Raw genomic sequence first — 15604 nt, forward strand, 5'->3', positions numbered from 1 at the left:
GAGTGCCCCTGTGATGATCGAGGATCTTTCCGAGCCGGAACGCGCCCTCTGGGAGGCGTTCCCCGCGGCGCGTCCGGTAGATCTCCCCGGCTCCCCGGTTCGGGCCGCGGTCATCGCGAGGCTGCTGCTCGGGGCCCAGGAGCGCCTTCCAGGGCAGACGCCCGGCGTGCGTCTGTCCGGAGCCCGGATCGCCGGCCGGCTGGACCTGTCGTACGCCGAGGTCCAGCACCCGCTGATCTTGACCGGCTGCGACTTCGAGGAAGCGCCGGTCCTCACCGGAGCCCGCACCGGCCTGGTGGACCTCTCGGTTTCCCGGTTACCCGGGCTGCGGGCCGGAGACGCCGTGATCGGCGGGGGCCTGCGCCTGGAAGGGTGCCGGATGGACGGCCCGGTTCAGGTCGGTGGGGCGCACGTGTCCGGGACGCTGGACCTCAGCGGTACGGCGATCAACGCCGATCTGGCCGTCCACGCCGCCGGCCTGATCGTCGACCGGGACCTGCTGTGCGCGAACGCCGTCATCGACGGTGAGATCCGCATGGCGGGCGCCCGGATCGCCGGGACGATGATCCTCGACGGCGCGCAGGTCGGGCGGCCGGGCGGCGGCAGCCTCACCGCCGACGGGACCGTCATCGACGGCGGGTTGTCGTGCGGCCACGGCTTCCGCTCGTACGGCGAGCTGAGCGTGCAGGACGCCCGGGTGGGACGCACGTGCGCGTTCAGCGGAGCTCGGCTGTCCAATCCCTCCGGCGTCGCCCTCAACGCGGAGAGGCTCACCGTCGAGGGTGGGCTGCTGCTGAATGAGAGCTTCACCGCCGAGGGCGAGGTCCTCCTGCGGGGGGCCCGCGTGGCCGGTTCGCTCTCACTCGCTCACGCGACCCTCGTCAATCCGGGAGAACGCGCGCTCAACGCGCCGCTGATGGAGCTCGGCAGCGGGCTGCGCGCCACACCGGGCTTCGTGGCCACCGGGGAGGTCTTCCTGGACTCGACGCAGGTCCGCGGATCGGTCAACGTCGACGGCGGGCAGCTGTCCAACCCGGGTGCGACGGCGCTCTCACTGCGGCGGCTGGGAGTGACCGGCAGGCTCAGCTGCAGCGAGGCCTTCAGCGCCGATGGGGAGATCGTGCTCATAGACGCCAGGGTCGAGGGCAGCGTGGCCTTCCACGGCGCTGTCCTCAGCAATCCTGGCGGGAGGGTCCTGTCCCTGTGGCAGGTGATCGCGGGCGGTGGCGTCGACTGCTGCGAAGGCTTCACGGCCAAGGGAACCCTCTCGATCAGAGACTCCCGGATCGCCACCACCCTGTGCTTCGCGGAGACCACCATCGACGGTGACCTTCACCTGCGTGGCGTCCAGGCGGCTTCGCTGAGGATCGGGCCGGAGACCGTCCTGCTCGGCGCCGTCGATCTTCGCCACACCCGGGTCGGCGTGCTCGACGACGTTCCCGGCCGGTGGCCCGATCGGCTCCGGCTCAACGGTTTCACCTACGACAACCTGGAGGCTCTCCTGCCTGTCCAGGAGCGCCTTGACTGGCTGGCCAAGGAGGGTTACCTGCCCCAACCGTACGAGCAGTTGGCCACCGTCTACCGCAGGCACGGTCACGACGAGGCCGCCAGGGACGTGCTGCTGGCCAAACAGCGGCGCCGTCGGGCGGGGCAACGGCTCGGGGCGCGGCTCTGGGGGTATCTGCAGGACTGGACCGTCGGGTACGGCTACCGCCCGTTCCGTGCCGCGCTCTGGCTCGCGGCCCTGCTCCTCATGGGTACGCTCGCCTTCACCGCCCACCACCCGGTGGCCTTCAAGCCGGCCGAGGCGCCCCGCTTCAACGCCTTCCTCTACACCCTGGACCTGCTGCTCCCGATCATCAGCTTCGGCCAGGAGGGCGCTTTCGGCGCGCGCGGCACACATCAGTGGCTCGCCGCCGCGATGATCGCCGCGGGGTGGATCCTCGCGACGACCATCCTGGCGGGCCTCACCCGCGCGCTCTCCCGCCAGTAGCCCGGGACGCTCGCGGGCTTGTGTGCGGGGATGTCGGCGGTCAGGGCGACCCAGTGGTCAGACGGGGAGTTCCCCGCCCGTGGTAGGTACTCCTGCCATGGAGTTCTTCTGTTATCACCGGGACCGGCCTGACTCCGCGGCGCTGCGCGAGGAGTTGCTGGAAGCGCACTGGTCCTACATGGACCGGTACGCGGCGGAGCTGATCGCCCGTGGCCCGACCTTCGCCCGCGGCGGCGAAACGGCCACCGGCAGCGTGCACATCGTCGACCTGCCGGATCCCGCCACCGCGCGCGCGTTCGCCTTCGACGAGCCCAACTACCAGGCCGGGGTGTACCGGGATGTGATGTTGCGTCGCTGGCGGAACGTGCTGGGGCGCACCATGTGGGACTTCCCCGGCGGCCGGGAAGGCGGCCACCGGTATCTGGTGCTGGGCCTCGGCTCCGGGCAGGCCGCGGACCTCGTCCCGCCGCCCGACCGGGACGAGCTGATCGCGTACGGGCCGCTGCTGTCCGACGACGGCGCCGCCTGGCTGGGTACGGCGGCCCTGGTCCGGGCTCCGGACCCGGACGCGGCACGCGCCGTCCTGACCCTGGACCGGTACGCCGGCATCGAGGTCCACGACTGGGAGTTCGGCGGGCGACGCTGATGAGCAGGTGACCGTGCCGGCGCGCTCGGGCGCGGACCCGTGAGCCCGCGGAGCGCATCAGGATCCCCGCTGAGCACGGGCGGCCGATCGGCTGCGCCGCCGGTATTCGGTGGGTGTCAGCCCGACCAGCGTCCGGAAGCGGCGGGCGAAGTAGGTCGGGTCGTCCCAGCCGACGGCGGCGCCGACCCGGGCGGCCGGCAGGGTCGACTGCGCCAGCAACGTGGCGGCGCGCTCGGCCCGCAGCCGGGCCAGGAAGCCCAGTGGCGTCAGCCCGACGTGCCGCCGGAACAGCCGGCCGAGGTGGGTGGGATCCAGGTTGATCGATCGGGCGAGCTCGTCCAGCCGCCACGGGTGGGCGGGCGCCGCCTCGAGCCGGGCGATGGTGGCGGCGACGGCGGGGTGGACGGCGGGCTCGATCGTCTGCTGCCCGGGGTCACGGCCGTCGGCCAGGATGCCGAGCACGGTGACCAGTCGGCCCAGCACGCGGCCCGGCCGGCTCTGCTCGGCCCCGAGGTCCCGTTCGAGCAGGGTGATCTCCGCGATGGCCTCCTCGGCGGCGGCCGGATCGGCGGTCGTGACCGCCACGCCGTGCGTGCCGGAGGCCACCGGGTCGGTCCACAGCATCCGGCGCAGCATCGGGAGGTCGTGCAGCGCCGCCAGCTCGGCCCGTAGCGCCTGGGCGGACAGGCAGCAGTTGGCGACGGTCAGGCCGGCGCAGTCGCGGAACCCGTGCCAGGCACCGGGGCGGAGCACGATGACCTGCCCGCGCCGCAGCGGATGCTCGCCCTGGCTGGTCACGTGCCGGCCGTGACCGGCTCCGATCACGGCGATCTCGAGGAAGTCGTGCGCGTGCGGCTCGATGTCGAGATCCAGGTGGTGGACACCTGCCAGGACCGGGTCCCCGGCGAACAGCGCGTGCTCGTGCAGCGTGGCAGGCATGTCGGGATCGTACGACCACACGCCGGGATCGGCCTAGCCCCGGGCGGCACGCTACGACGACGCTTGGAGCATCCCAACGGCAAGAACCTCGGAGGTCAGTGATGGCGACGACCACGACCCGGCAGCCCGGCAGCGATGTCGGCCCCGACGGCCGGGTGCCGGACGAGCTGGTGGCGGCGTACCGCGAACACGGTTTCGTCCGAGTGCGTGGCGTTCTCGAGCCCGGCCGGATCGAGCGCTTCCGGGCCGGCGCCGAGGCGTTCCTGCGGGCGCACCGCGCGGAGAGCCTGGAGACGCGAGGCGTCTTCAGCCAGCTGGTCAACGTCTGGCGACAGGACCGGACGCTTCGGGAGCTCACGCTCGACCGGCGGCTCGGCCGGATCGCCGAGCAGCTCGCCGGGTTCCCGCTGCGGCTCTGGCACGACCAGATGCTGGTCAAGGAGCCGCACAACAACGCCGCCACCGAGTTCCACCAGGACCGCCCGTACTGGCCGCACGCGGGCGACCGGCTCCCGCTGTCGGCGTGGATAGCGCTGGTCGACGTTCCCCCGGAGCGGGGGTGCATGACCTTCCTGCCCGGCACCCAGCATCGGACCGGCCTGCGCCCGCAGGACCTCCACCGCGAGGAGGACCTGTTCGAGATGGACCCGTCCCTGCGCTGGATCCCCCGGGTCACGGTGCCGCTCCGCGCCGGCGACTGCACCTTCCACAGCGGCTACACCGGCCACATGGCGCTGCCCAACCGCACCGATCAGGCCCGGTTCGCGCACGTCGTCATCTACATGGACGAGGCGACCCGCTACAGCGGGACCGAGCACATCGTGACAGATCCCCTCGGGCTCGCCGTGGGTGCCGGGTTGGACGGCGACACCTTCCCCCGCCCCTGGGCCTAGATCACCACTTGTTCGGGCAGACCCGGATGGTGCGGGTCGAGAACGACCGGATCGAGATGGACCGCGTCTTCGGTGCGATCCGCCCGTTCGCGAGGCGCTTCACCATGAAAACGCCGGGACGGCCCCGGAATGGGGGTGAACCCGACGGCGGCCATGGCGACGCCCATGGCGAGCGCGCCCGCGAGGGCGGAACGCCGAAGGCTCACCAGTTGGTGAAGGCCCCGTCCGGAGTCCGCAGGTGCGGGCGCTCGGCGGCGACGGCCTGGTAGCGGCGGGCCGCGGTCCGGTCGAGGTCCACGCCGAGCCCGGGCAGCTCCGGCAGCTCCACGCGCCCGGCCCTGATCGTGGGCCGGGCCGTGAACAGCGCGTCGATCGCGGGCTCAGGCGGGGCCTGGTGCTCCTGGATCGCGGCGTTCGGGGTCGCGAGGTTCAGGTGCAGCGAGGAGGCCGCGGTCACCGGGCCGAGCGGGTTGTGGGTGGCGAGCCTGATGTAGTGCGTCTCGCACATCGCCGCGATCTTCCTGGCCTCGGTGAGCCCGGCCGCCACGGCCACGTCCACGCGGGCGTAGTCGATCAGGTCCGGCTCCACCAGGCGCTGGAACTCCCACTTCGAGCCGAACTGCTCGCCCGCCGCCAGCGGCACCGCCGTACGGGCCCTGAGCATGCGGTAGGCGTCCAGGCCCTCGCTGCGCAGCGGGTCCTCCACGAAGTACGGCCGCGCCGCCTCGATCTCCCTGCACAGCGTGACCGCCTCCGGCGGGTCGAACCTGGTGTGCACGTCGAGGATCAGCTCCACCTCCTCGCCCACCACCTCCCGCATCCGGTGGAACAGCGCGATCCCCGCCCGCATCGAGGCCCGCTGGTCGAGCACCCCGTCCGGCGCGTGCGGCACCGCGAAGCGAAGGTGCCGCCAGCCGTCGGAGACCAGGCCGCGCGCCTTGTCCAGGAACGCCTCCACGTCGTGGTAGTCGTCGCCCAGGTGCGTGTAGGCCGGCACGTGGTCGCGCACCCGCCCGCCGAACAGCTCGTAGACCGGCACGCCGAGGGCTTTGCCGCGGATGTCCCACAGGGCCACGTCCACTGCGGCGATCGCGGCTGACAGGAACCGGTCGGCGGGGAAGAACCCGCGCCGGAACAGCACCTGCCACAAGTGCTCGATCCTGGTGGGGTCCTCGCCGATCAGGAGCTCGCCCAGGTGCTCGATGCCCCCGGCCACGGCCTTCTGCCTCGATCTGATGCCGACCTCGCCCAGGCCGTACAGGCCCTCGTCGGTGTCGATGACCAGCAGCATCATGCTGTCGCCGTGATCGGGCAGGGTGAGCAGTTCCCAGCCGGTGATCTTCATCTGACTCCTTTGAAAACGATCCCGCAAACACTCAGGGATGCATCATGACAGAGCACCGCAGAGTTGAATAGGTCAGGTATTTTCCTGGATGAAACACTCTTGACGCATTCCGGGAACGTTTGCAACGATCCTCCCAACCAGTGACACGGGAGGGCGGAACCGGTGGCGGTAACGATCAAGCAGGTGGCGAGCGCGGCCGGGGTGTCCGTCTCGACGGTCTCCCGCGCGTTCACCGCGCCGGAGCAGGTGCAGCCGCAGACCCTGCAGCGCGTCCGCGAGGCGGCGGCCGATCTGGGCTACTCGCCCAACCCCGCCGCCCGCTCACTGCGCGGCGGCAGGACGGGGTCGATCGGTCTGATCATCCCCGACATAGCGAACCCTTTCTTCCCGCCGATCTTCAAGGCGATGCAGGCCCGCGCCAGGCGGCTCGGCTACACCGTGCTGGCCGCCGACACCGACGAGCGCGAGTACGACGAGCTGGAGACCATCGCCGCGGTGTCCAAGCAGGTGGACGGCCTGATCCTGTGGGCGTCCACCCTGCCGGCGGAACGGCTGCGCGAGCTCGGCGCCGAGATGCCCACCGTCCTGGTCAACCGGCACGTCGAAGGGCTGCCCGAGCTGCGCATCTCCCTGTCGCAGGGGATCGCGCAGGCCGCCGAGCACCTCAAGGCGTACGGGCACACCCGGTGCGTCTTCGTCAACGCCGAGCACGGCGAGCACGGCCGCGGCAAGTCCATCAGGGAGGTCTTCGAGGCCCACGACCTGACGCTGACCGAGCTCGGCCCGTACGACCCCCGCTTCGAGACCGGCGTGCACGCGGCGACGCTCGTCGCGGCGGGCGAGGCGACGGCGGTGCTCGCGCACAACGACCTGGTGGCGCTCGGAGTGCTGCACCAGTTCGCCAAGCTCGGCATCGGCGTGCCCGACCGGGTGAGCGTGATCGGAATAGACGACACGCTGCTCGCCGCCACCTCCACCCCGTCGCTCACCACGATCAGGATCTCGGCCGACGAGGTCGCCACCCGGGCCGCCGACCTGCTCATCAACACCATCACGGGCAGGGGCGAGGCGCGGACCGTCGAGATCGGCTCGCGCCTGATCCCCCGAGCCTCCACGGGCCCCGCCCCCGGCTGAGCCCTCCCTCCCTTCAGCGAAACCCCTTTCCGGCACGGCCGCCGCGCCCTGCCGCCATCTCGACGTGCGCCACCTCCACCACAGGAGTCATCATGAAGCTGACCGCCGGCCTCCTCGGCTGCGCCGTACTCACCACGGCGCTGACCGGATGCGGGTCCCCCTCCTCCGGCGAGCCCGGAACCGTCGTGATCCGGGTCCAGGGCATGCCTCCCGCCACGGACAAACCGGGTCTGGAGCAGTTCAAGAAGATGGTGGCGGAGTTCGAGAGGCAGAATCCCGGGATCAAGGTGCAGGGCTCGACCACGGTGTTCGACCCGCTCACGTTCTCCGCCAAGCTGGCGGGCGGCAAGGTCGAAGAGGTGATCAAGGTCCCGCTGACCGAGCCGCAGGGCCTCATCGCCCGCAAGCAGGTCAGGCCGCTCACCAATGAGCTGTCGGGGTGGGCCCACTACAAGGAGTTCAACCCCCAGGTCCTGCGCCCGCTCAGCGACGCGGCCGGCGAGGTGTACGGCGTCCCGCAGGCGCCCTTCGCCCAGGGCCTGGTCTACAACCGCGACCTGTTCACCAAGGCCGGGCTCGACCCCGACAAGCCGCCGAAGACGTGGGACGAGGTCCGCACCGCGGCCAAGGCCATCGCCGACAAGACCGGCAAGGCGGGCTTCGTCCACGAGTCGAAGAGCAACCAGGGCGGCTGGCAGCTCACCATGCTCGCCTACGCGCACGGCGGCGAGATCGAGCGCGAGGAGGGCGGCAGGCACGTGGCCGCCTTCAACGCCGACCCGGTGAAGAAGGCGCTGGGCCTGCTCAAGGAGATGCGCTGGACGGACGACTCCATGGGCGACTCGCAGCTCAACGACCAGAACGATGTGATCAAGCGGTTCGCCGCGGGTGAGATCGGCATGTACATGGGCACGCCGGGCACCTACCGGCTGGCCAAGATGACGTACGGGATGGAGAACACTGACGCGTTCGGCGTCGGCCCGCTCCCGCAGGCCGGCGGGAACGCCACGCTGACCGGCGGCGACGTCTACCTGGTGCCCAAGTCCGTGACGGCGGAGAAGGCCGCCGCGGCGGTGAAGTGGCTGCTGTTCGCCTACGCCGAGCCGCAGCACGACCCGGCCGTGGCCGCCTCCAGGGCCAAGCAGCTGGCCGCCGACCCCGAGTCCGCGGTCGGGGTGCCCACGCTGCCGATGTTCGACGCCACGCAGCAGGCCAGGATCGACGAGGCCGTCAAGCCGTACGTGAACGTCAAGCTCGAGCACTTCCGCCCGTGGCTGGAGGGCACCCCGTCGCTCACCCTGCGCCCCGAGCCCGCCGTCCAGGCCCAGCAGGTGTACGCGGTGCTCGACACGGTGGTCCAGGCGGTGCTCACCGACAAGAACGCGTCCGTGGACGACCTGCTGGCCAAGGCGGAGACGGACGTCAACGCCAAGCTCGCGGCGGCCAGGCAGTGAGTGCCGGCCGCACCGGGACGCCCACCGTGTCCCCGCCCACCGTGTCCCCGCCCGCCGCGTCCCCGCCCGCCGCGTCCGCGGTCCGGGCGGAGCCCACGAGAGCGGCGGTCAGGAAGGGCCGGCACACGCTGACCGCGCTGGTGTTCCTGGTCCCGGCGCTGGTGGTGTTCGGGGTGTTCTCCTGGTGGCCGATCGTCAGAGGCCTGCTCATCAGCTTCCAGGAGACGAACCTGGTCGACCCAGCCGCCTGGGTCGGCCTGGACAACTTCCGCGCCCTGTTCGCCGACCCGCTGCTGGGCACGGCCGTCGCCAACACGCTGGTGTTCGTCGGGCTGGCACTGCTCATCGGCTTCCCCGCGCCGCTGGTGCTGGCCGTGGTGCTGTCCACCGTGCGCAGAGGCGCGGGCGTCTACCGCTTCCTCGTCTACCTGCCCGTGGTGGTGCCGCCCGTGGTGGCGATCCTGCTCTGGAAGTGGTTCTACGACCCGGGGCACGGCCTGTTCAACGGGCTGCTCGGCCTCGTGGGGCTGGGGCCCTACCCGTGGCTGGACTCGCCGGACACGGCGATGGTCAGCCTGGTCCTGCAGTCCACCTGGGCGGGCATGGGCGGCGCGGTGCTGATCTACCTGGCCGCGATCGTCGGCGTCCCGTCCGAGCTGTACGAGGCCGCCCAGATGGACGGGGCCTCCATCCGGACGCGCGTGTGGCACATCACGCTTCCCCAGCTCCGCCCGGTGATCGGCCTGCTGCTGCTCATGCAGCTCATCAACACCATGCAGGTCTTCACCGAACCGTACGTCTTCACCGGCGGCGGCCCGGAGAACGCCACGCTCACCGTCCTGCTGCTGATCTTCAGGTACGCCTTCCAGGACGGCGCCTACGGTCAGGCGGCGGCGCTGTCGTTCCTGCTGGCGATCGTCCTCGGCCTGCTGTCGGCCGTCTACCTGCGGGCCACCAGGAGCTGGAGCGCGTCATGAGCCTGATCTCACCTGTCGAGGAGCGCCGCCCGGCGGTCAGGGCGGGGCTGCGCACGATCCAGGCGCTCACGCTGGCCTTCCTGGTCCTGATCGGCCTCGGCCCGCTCTACATGACGGTCAAGGGCGCCGTGTCGCCGAGCGCCGACCTGATCTCCAAGCCGCTCGACCTGTGGCCCGCCGACCCGCGCCCGGAGAACTTCGCCACCGCCTGGGACGACCTCGGCATCGGCCACTACCTCCTCAACACCGTGCAGGTGGTGGGCGGTTCGTGGGCGGTGCAGCTCGTCGTGGCGATCACCGCCGGCTTCGCGCTGTCGGTGCTGCGACCCCGGTTCGGCAAGTACGTCTACGGCGCGATCCTGGCCACGATGTTCGTGCCCTACACGGTCTCGATGACCAGCCTGTTCCTGACGGTCATCGACCTGGGGCTGGTGGACTCGTACTGGTCGATCTGGCTGCCCTCCGGCGCCTATGCGTTCAACGTGCTGCTGGCCAAGCGGTTCTTCGACGCGCTGCCGCCCGAGCTGTTCGCGGCGGCGCGGGTGGACGGGGCGAACACGTGGCAGCTGCTGACCAGGATCGTGCTGCCGATGAGCCGGCCGATCCTGGCCGTGATCAGCCTGCTGGCCGTCATGCACAGCTGGAAGGACTTCATCTGGCCGCTCGTGGCCATCACCGATCCCGAGAAGCAGCCGATCAGCGTGGCCCTGGCCAGCCTGGCCGAGCAGGCGCCGCAGGACGAGCTGATCGCCGCCATGGCGATGGCACTGGCGCCTCCGGTGCTGGTGTTCCTGGTCTTCCAGAAGCACATCGTGGCCGGGCTCGGCTTCACCGGCATCAAGGGCTGACATTTAACGAAAGGCACCCCCCATGGCCGAAATTTCCCGTCGTATCCTCTTCCAGGCTCTCCCGGCCGCGGCCGGCGCCACCTTCGTCGCCACACCCGCCGCGGCGGCCGGCACCGCGACCGGCGGCGCCGCCGTCGCCGAGCCGATCTCCGTCCAGGCCGACGGCATCACGCTGATCGCCGAGGAGGGCGGCTCGATCCTGGTGCGCGACGACGCCGACCGCCTCCGGCTCAGCCACTTCATGATCAAGGACAGCGTGCTCGGGCAGCAGCGCACGTTCGGCGGCACGCCCTCGCTGGTGACGGTGGACGGCAAGCCCGCCATCCAGGTCGACTATGTGATGTCGGCGTCGGCCCAGCAGGTCAAGGTGCGTGGCCTGTTCACCGTCTCCGCCCGCAGGGCGCACCTGCGCTGGGAGGTGAGCGGCAGCGCCACCCTGACGCCTTCCGGCTTCATGTTCGCCAGGACCGTGCTCGGCCCGTCGGCGCCCGAGCGGTACGTGCCCGTCACCAGGTGGACCCGCGACCCGCGCGGCGGCGTCCCGTACGAGGTCAACGCCGGCGCCCTCTACCAGGAGACCTGGACGGACACCGCCGCGTTCTTCCGCCTGGACAAGACCACGCCCGGCTTCACCAACGCCACCTGGATCCACGCCCCCGCCACCACCGGGACCGTGACCGAGGCCGAGCTGGTGCTCGGGGCGATGCGCCCGTCGGCCGCCAACGGGATCGCCACCGGGCTCCCGCTGAGCGTGGACGCCTGGTGCGACCAGCCGTTCGGCCTGCACGAGCCGAACGCGAGCATGCGGCTCAGGGCCCAGGTCGTCAACGGCTCGGCCACCGAGCGCAGCGTACGGCTGAGCTGGTGCGCCCGCGACTTCGACGGCAGGAAGGCCGCGCACGGCGCGCTGACCAGGACGCTCGCGCCCGGCGCGGTCTGGGACGAGACGTTCACGGTCGGGGGCTCCCCGCAGGGCATTCTGTTCGCCGAGGTCAAGGCGGTCGCCGACGACACCGACGAGGCGTTCGCCCGGACGAACCTGGCCACGCTCAAGCCGTACGACTACCAGGCCGAGGGGAGGTTCGGCGTCGCCAACTACTTCTGGATGCTGGTGCCGGACAAGGAGTCGGTCGGCGCGCTGATGCGCAGGATCGGCGTGAAGTCGGTACGCATCGCCTACGACGGCGCGCCGGGCCACTCGCCCGCCGAGCTGGACGCGCTCGGCGTCCCGCACAACGTGCAGCTCGGCGGCGTCATCTTCAACGGCACGCCCGAGCAGATCGCCGCCTGGGCCGACGACCGGGCGGCGATCGCCAGGGCGTCGGGCGCCCGCTACTTCGAGGTGGCCAACGAGCTGAACAACCCGTGGATGCAGGGCAAGCGGGTGCCCGAGTACATCCGCGACGGGCTCAAGCCGATCCACGACCGGCTCAAGGACTCCGGCATCAAGCTGATGAACTGCGGCCTCGGCGGCATGGACACGGTGTGGACCGCGAAGTTCATCGAGGCGGGCGGCTGGGACCTGATCGACGGGTTCGCCATCCATCCGGGGCGCGGCAACTTCACCCCCGACTACGCGCCACCGCCCGAAGAGTGGGAGCAGGGCGAGAACGGCACGTACTGGAACTTCCTCGGCGCGCTGCGGGAGGCCCGCAGGACCATCGACGAGCAGGGCGGCGGCAAGGAGCTGTGGCTCACCGAGGCGTACGCCTGCACCAGGCCGAACCGGTGGTGGAACGACAACCACCGGCAGGCGGCCGAGAACGTGCTGCTCACCCTGGCGCTGGCGGTCTCGGCGGGCGTGGACGGGGTGAACTGGTACCAGCCCCACGACAGCACGATCCACCATCCGCAGGAGGCCGACCCCGCCAACCCCGAATACCACTTCGGGCTGATGAACCGCGACACCAGCGCCAAGGCCGCGCTGCTGGCCTACGCCACGGCCACGCGGATCCTGGAGGGAGCGAGGTTCGTCCGCTGGCTGACGTTCCCCGACCCGGAGCTCAAGGGCCTGCTGTTCGACGGGTTCTCGATCCTGTGGAGCCGCAAGGACGGCTATCTCCAGCACGCGGACCACGGCACCGACCAGTGGTATCCGCACAAGGAGGCCTGGGCCGACCACTGGCCCACCAAGACCCCCCTGCTCCTGCCCGCCGGGGGCGCCACGGTCCGCGAGGTGGACTGCATCGGCCGCGAGCGCACCCTGCCTGTCTACAACGGCAAGGTGCGGGTGGTCCTGGACGGCGCGCCCCGTGTCTACTACGGATTGAGCGAATGAGACAAGAAACCGTAAGTCATGACATCACCGTCGTGGGTGGCGGCCTGGCCGGGGTGTGCGCGGCCGTCGCCGCCGCCCGGCTCGGGCGTACGGTGGCGCTGGTCGGCAACCGGCCGGTGCTGGGCGGCAACTCCAGCAGCGAGGTGCGCGTCTGGGTGTGCGGCGCGACCGGCCACGGCAAGAACCACCACGCCCGCGAGGGCGGCATCATGGGCGAGCTGCTGGTCGAGAACCAGTATCGCAACCCGCTCGGCAACCCCTACTTCTGGGACACCACGGTGCTGGACGCGGTCCGCGCCGAGCCGAACGTCTCGCTCTACCTCAACACCGACGTCCGCCTCGTGGACGCCGACGGGAGCGGGATCTCCTCCGTCACGGGCTGGATGATGGGCTCGGAGCGGCTCATCACGTTCGAGTCGTCGCTCTTCCTCGACTGCACCGGCGACGGCCTGGTCGGCCACCTCGCGGGCGCCCGTCACCGCATCGGCCGCGAGGGCCGGGCGGAGTACGGCGAGCCGTGGGCGCCCGACGAGCCCGACGACATCACGCTGGGCAGCACGCTGCTGTTCTACACGAAGGACGCGGGAGAGCCGGTCCGCTACGTCCCGCCCGGCTTCGCCAAGGACATCACCACCACCTCGATCCCCGAGCGGCGCATCATCAAGGCCGGTGACAACGGCTGCGCGTACTGGTGGATCGAGTTCGGCGGCGAGCTGGACACCGTGCACGACAACGACCGCATCAGGGACGAGCTGTGGTCGGTCGTCTACGGCATCTGGGACTACATCAAGAACTCCGGCAAGTTCGACGCCGACACGATGACGCTCGAATGGGTGGGCGCGCTGCCGGGCAAGCGGGAGTACCGCCGCCTGCTCGGCGACTACGTGCTCACCCAGCACGACGTCCTCGGCCAGACGCCGTTCGACGATCGGGTCGCGTTCGGCGGCTGGTCGATCGACCTGCACCCGCCGCAGGGCATGTACGCGACCGAGGCCGGGGCCAAGCAGCGCTACGCCGACGGCGTCTACCACATCCCCTACCGCTCGCTCTACTCGGTCAACGTGCCCAACCTGCTCATGGCCGGGCGCAACATCTCCGCCTCCCACGTGGCGTTCGGCTCGACCAGGGTGATGGCCACCTGCGCCACGATCGGCCAGGCAGCGGGCACGGCCGCGGCGCTCTGCGCCGAGCGCGGCACGCGCCCGCGCGACCTGCCGGCCGCCGACCTGCAGCGAACCCTGCTGCGCGAGGACGCCTCCATCGTCGGGCTGCCGCTCGACGACCCGGCCGACCTCGCGGGCACCGCCACCGCGTCGGCGTCGAGCACGCTGTCCCGCCTGGTGGTGGACACCCCGGCCGACCCGTGGCCGCTCGACGCGGACGCGGGGCTGGTGCTGCCCGCCGACCCGGCCCTCGGCGGCGTGCGGCTGCTGGTCGACGCGGCCGGTGACACCACGCTGACCGTCGAGCTGCACGACCCTGTGCTCGGGCAGAACTACGTGCCGCGCGAGCTCGTCACGACCGGCGCGATCCCCCTGTCCGCGGGCGAGAAGCAGTGGGTCGACCTGGGCCTGGACTGGCGGCCCGGCACGCCGCGCAACGCCTTCATCGTCGTCAGGGCCAATCCGCTGGTCCGCCTGCACGTCGCCGACCAGCCGACGCCCGGCGTGCTCTGCTTCACCCGGATCCCGCTGCGCCCGCAGGACGAGAGCCCCCAGCCGCTCCGCGAGTGGGTGGACACGGGGCTGCTGCGCCGGACGTTCTGCCTGGAGACGGGCGGCACGGAGGCGTTCGCGCCGGGCAGGGCTCTGGACGGCTATCAGCGCCCCTATGCCGGGCCGCACATGTGGGTCTCCGGCACGCTGCCCGCCAGCCTGGATCTGGAGTGGGCGGAGCCCGTGACGATCGCGCGCATCGAGGTGATCGCCGACGACGACGTGAACGAGGACCTGATCAACCTGCACCACCACCGCACCCCGTTCGAGGTGCTGCCCACGCTCGTCCGCGACTACCGGGTCGAGGTGCGGCGGGGCGGCGCCTGGCACGCGGTGGCCGAGACCCGCGAGAACCGGCGGCGGCGCAACGTGCACGTCCTCGACGAGCCGGTGCCGGCCGACGCGCTGCGGATCGTGGTCGAGGCCACCAACGGCGCGCCGTCGGCCCACGTGGTCGCGGTCCGGGCGTACCGTCCTGAGGACGGTCCGCGCGGCGGACGGACGGGAGGCGAGCGGTGAGCGGCGGCGTGCGGCGGGTGCTGGTGACGGGCGCGGCGGGCCGCATCGGGCGGGCGGTCCTCGACCTGCTGGCCGACCGGGGGATCGCGGCCGGTGCGCTCGTCCTGGACGACCCCGGCGACCTGCCCGCCGACCTGCCCGCCGATCTGGTGGTCGTGGGAGACGCGACCGACCCGGCCGCCGTACGCGCCGCGCTGAAGGGGGCCGACGCCGTCATCCACCTCGCCGCCATCCCGACCCCGGAGCGGGAGCCGGCCGAGAAGGTGTTCGCGGTCAACACCCAGTCCACCTTCACCGTGCTCGAACAGGCGGGGCTGGCGGGGGTTCGGCAGGTGTGCGTGGCGAGCTCGCAGGCGGCCGGCGGTCTGGCGTTCGCCTCGAAAGAGCTGCACCCCGCCTACGCGCCGGTCGACCACGCCCTGCCGTCGCAGGCCGAGGACCCGTACGCGCTGTCGAAGCTGGTCGACGAGCTCACGGCGGAGACGATGGCGCGCAGGCACGGGATGAGCGTGGTCGCGCTGCGCCTGCCGTACGTGGGGGGCGTGGACGAGCGGCTGCGCGACTTCGCCGCCGCGTGCGCGGCCGACCCCGGCCTGCACGCGCGCGGGCTGTGGGCGTACCTGGAGGTGCGCGACGCGGCCCGCGCGTGCCTGCTGGCGCTCGGCGTGCCCGGGCCCGGCGCGCGGACGGTGCTGGTCGCCGCCCCTACGACGCTCGTCCCCCATCCGACCGAGGACCTGATGCGCCGCTACCATCCGACGACCGAGCTGCGCGCGCCGCTGCCCGGCCGCACGGTGCCGATCGACCTCAGCCGGTCGGCCGGGCTGCTGGGCTTCACCGCCGACTTCGTCCTTTAGGGCCGC

The 15604-nt window shown here is 71.6% G+C and carries 13 protein-coding genes; 10 read left to right on the forward strand and 3 right to left on the reverse strand.

Annotated features, from left to right (window positions below):
• Both ACTWPW_RS36930 and ACTWPW_RS36935 read left to right on the forward strand, forming a co-directional pair.
• On the forward strand, window positions 1–1993 hold a 1993-nt coding region (locus ACTWPW_RS36930; protein ID WP_443171375.1), incomplete at its 5' end, for a hypothetical protein.
• A 97-nt stretch (window positions 1994–2090) separates the two neighbouring features.
• The gene (locus ACTWPW_RS36935; RefSeq protein WP_443171376.1) at window positions 2091–2639 is read left to right on the forward strand and encodes a YciI family protein; all 549 of its coding nucleotides are present in this window, start codon (window positions 2091–2093) and stop codon (window positions 2637–2639) included.
• Window positions 2640–2696: 57 nt separating this feature from the next.
• Here the strand turns inward: ACTWPW_RS36935 and ACTWPW_RS36940 are convergent, their stop codons facing one another.
• The gene (locus tag ACTWPW_RS36940) at window positions 2697–3578 is read right to left on the reverse strand and encodes a helix-turn-helix domain-containing protein (protein WP_443171377.1); all 882 of its coding nucleotides are present in this window, start codon (window positions 3576–3578) and stop codon (window positions 2697–2699) included.
• A 101-nt stretch (window positions 3579–3679) separates the two neighbouring features.
• Here ACTWPW_RS36940 and ACTWPW_RS36945 point away from each other — a divergent pair, with 101 nt between their 5' ends.
• Window positions 3680–4471, forward strand: a complete 792-nt coding sequence (locus ACTWPW_RS36945; RefSeq protein ID WP_443171378.1) for a phytanoyl-CoA dioxygenase family protein — start codon at window positions 3680–3682, stop codon at window positions 4469–4471.
• Here ACTWPW_RS36945 and ACTWPW_RS36950 read toward each other — a convergent pair.
• The gene (locus tag ACTWPW_RS36950; RefSeq protein ID WP_443171379.1) at window positions 4468–4677 is read right to left on the reverse strand and encodes a hypothetical protein; all 210 of its coding nucleotides are present in this window, start codon (window positions 4675–4677) and stop codon (window positions 4468–4470) included. The two genes, ACTWPW_RS36945 and ACTWPW_RS36950, sit on opposite strands and share 4 nt — an antisense overlap.
• Window positions 4674–5816, reverse strand: coding sequence for a mandelate racemase/muconate lactonizing enzyme family protein (locus ACTWPW_RS36955; protein ID WP_443171380.1), 1143 nt, complete (start codon window positions 5814–5816; stop codon window positions 4674–4676). The genes ACTWPW_RS36950 and ACTWPW_RS36955 overlap by 4 nt, the downstream gene beginning before the upstream one ends.
• Window positions 5817–5978: 162 nt before the next feature.
• On the opposite strand from ACTWPW_RS36955, the gene ACTWPW_RS36960 reads away from it, so the two are divergent.
• The 7 genes from ACTWPW_RS36960 to ACTWPW_RS36990 all read left to right on the forward strand — a co-directional run bounded on the left by ACTWPW_RS36960 (window position 5979) and on the right by ACTWPW_RS36990 (window position 15598).
• Complete coding sequence (locus ACTWPW_RS36960; protein WP_375118055.1) at window positions 5979–6950, forward strand: LacI family DNA-binding transcriptional regulator; 972 nt, start codon at window positions 5979–5981, stop codon at window positions 6948–6950.
• 92 nt (window positions 6951–7042) lie between these two features.
• The gene (locus ACTWPW_RS36965; RefSeq protein ID WP_443171381.1) at window positions 7043–8404 is read left to right on the forward strand and encodes an ABC transporter substrate-binding protein; all 1362 of its coding nucleotides are present in this window, start codon (window positions 7043–7045) and stop codon (window positions 8402–8404) included.
• 26 nt (window positions 8405–8430) lie between these two features.
• Window positions 8431–9381, forward strand: coding sequence for a carbohydrate ABC transporter permease (locus tag ACTWPW_RS36970; protein WP_443171382.1), 951 nt, complete (start codon window positions 8431–8433; stop codon window positions 9379–9381).
• Window positions 9378–10229 (forward strand): carbohydrate ABC transporter permease, encoded by an 852-nt coding sequence (locus ACTWPW_RS36975; protein ID WP_443171383.1) that lies wholly within the window; start codon window positions 9378–9380, stop codon window positions 10227–10229. Before ACTWPW_RS36970 ends, ACTWPW_RS36975 begins: the two co-directional genes overlap by 4 nt.
• Window positions 10230–10251: 22 nt before the next feature.
• Window positions 10252–12507 (forward strand): hypothetical protein, encoded by a 2256-nt coding sequence (locus ACTWPW_RS36980; RefSeq protein ID WP_443171384.1) that lies wholly within the window; start codon window positions 10252–10254, stop codon window positions 12505–12507.
• Window positions 12504–14741 (forward strand): FAD-dependent oxidoreductase, encoded by a 2238-nt coding sequence (locus tag ACTWPW_RS36985; protein ID WP_443171385.1) that lies wholly within the window; start codon window positions 12504–12506, stop codon window positions 14739–14741. Before ACTWPW_RS36980 ends, ACTWPW_RS36985 begins: the two co-directional genes overlap by 4 nt.
• Window positions 14738–15598, forward strand: coding sequence for an NAD-dependent epimerase/dehydratase family protein (locus ACTWPW_RS36990; RefSeq protein ID WP_375118049.1), 861 nt, complete (start codon window positions 14738–14740; stop codon window positions 15596–15598). The genes ACTWPW_RS36985 and ACTWPW_RS36990 overlap by 4 nt, the downstream gene beginning before the upstream one ends.
• Window positions 15599–15604: the final 6 nt, after the last annotated feature.

It is taken from the genome of Nonomuraea sp. KM90, from assembly GCF_052246675.1.
Lineage (GTDB): Bacteria > Actinomycetota > Actinomycetes > Streptosporangiales > Streptosporangiaceae > Nonomuraea.

Coding starts and splice junctions, on each gene's coding strand:
- ACTWPW_RS36965 (WP_443171381.1), top strand. CDS start 7,043: ATGAAGCTGACCGCCGGCCTCCTCGGCTGCGCCGTACTCACCACGGCG.
- ACTWPW_RS36945 (WP_443171378.1), top strand. CDS start 3,680: ATGGCGACGACCACGACCCGGCAGCCCGGCAGCGATGTCGGCCCCGAC.
- ACTWPW_RS36935 (WP_443171376.1), top strand. CDS start 2,091: ATGGAGTTCTTCTGTTATCACCGGGACCGGCCTGACTCCGCGGCGCTG.
- ACTWPW_RS36985 (WP_443171385.1), top strand. CDS start 12,504: ATGAGACAAGAAACCGTAAGTCATGACATCACCGTCGTGGGTGGCGGC.
- ACTWPW_RS36955 (WP_443171380.1), bottom strand. CDS start 5,816: ATGAAGATCACCGGCTGGGAACTGCTCACCCTGCCCGATCACGGCGAC.
- ACTWPW_RS36940 (WP_443171377.1), bottom strand. CDS start 3,578: ATGCCTGCCACGCTGCACGAGCACGCGCTGTTCGCCGGGGACCCGGTC.
- ACTWPW_RS36980 (WP_443171384.1), top strand. CDS start 10,252: ATGGCCGAAATTTCCCGTCGTATCCTCTTCCAGGCTCTCCCGGCCGCG.
- ACTWPW_RS36975 (WP_443171383.1), top strand. CDS start 9,378: ATGAGCCTGATCTCACCTGTCGAGGAGCGCCGCCCGGCGGTCAGGGCG.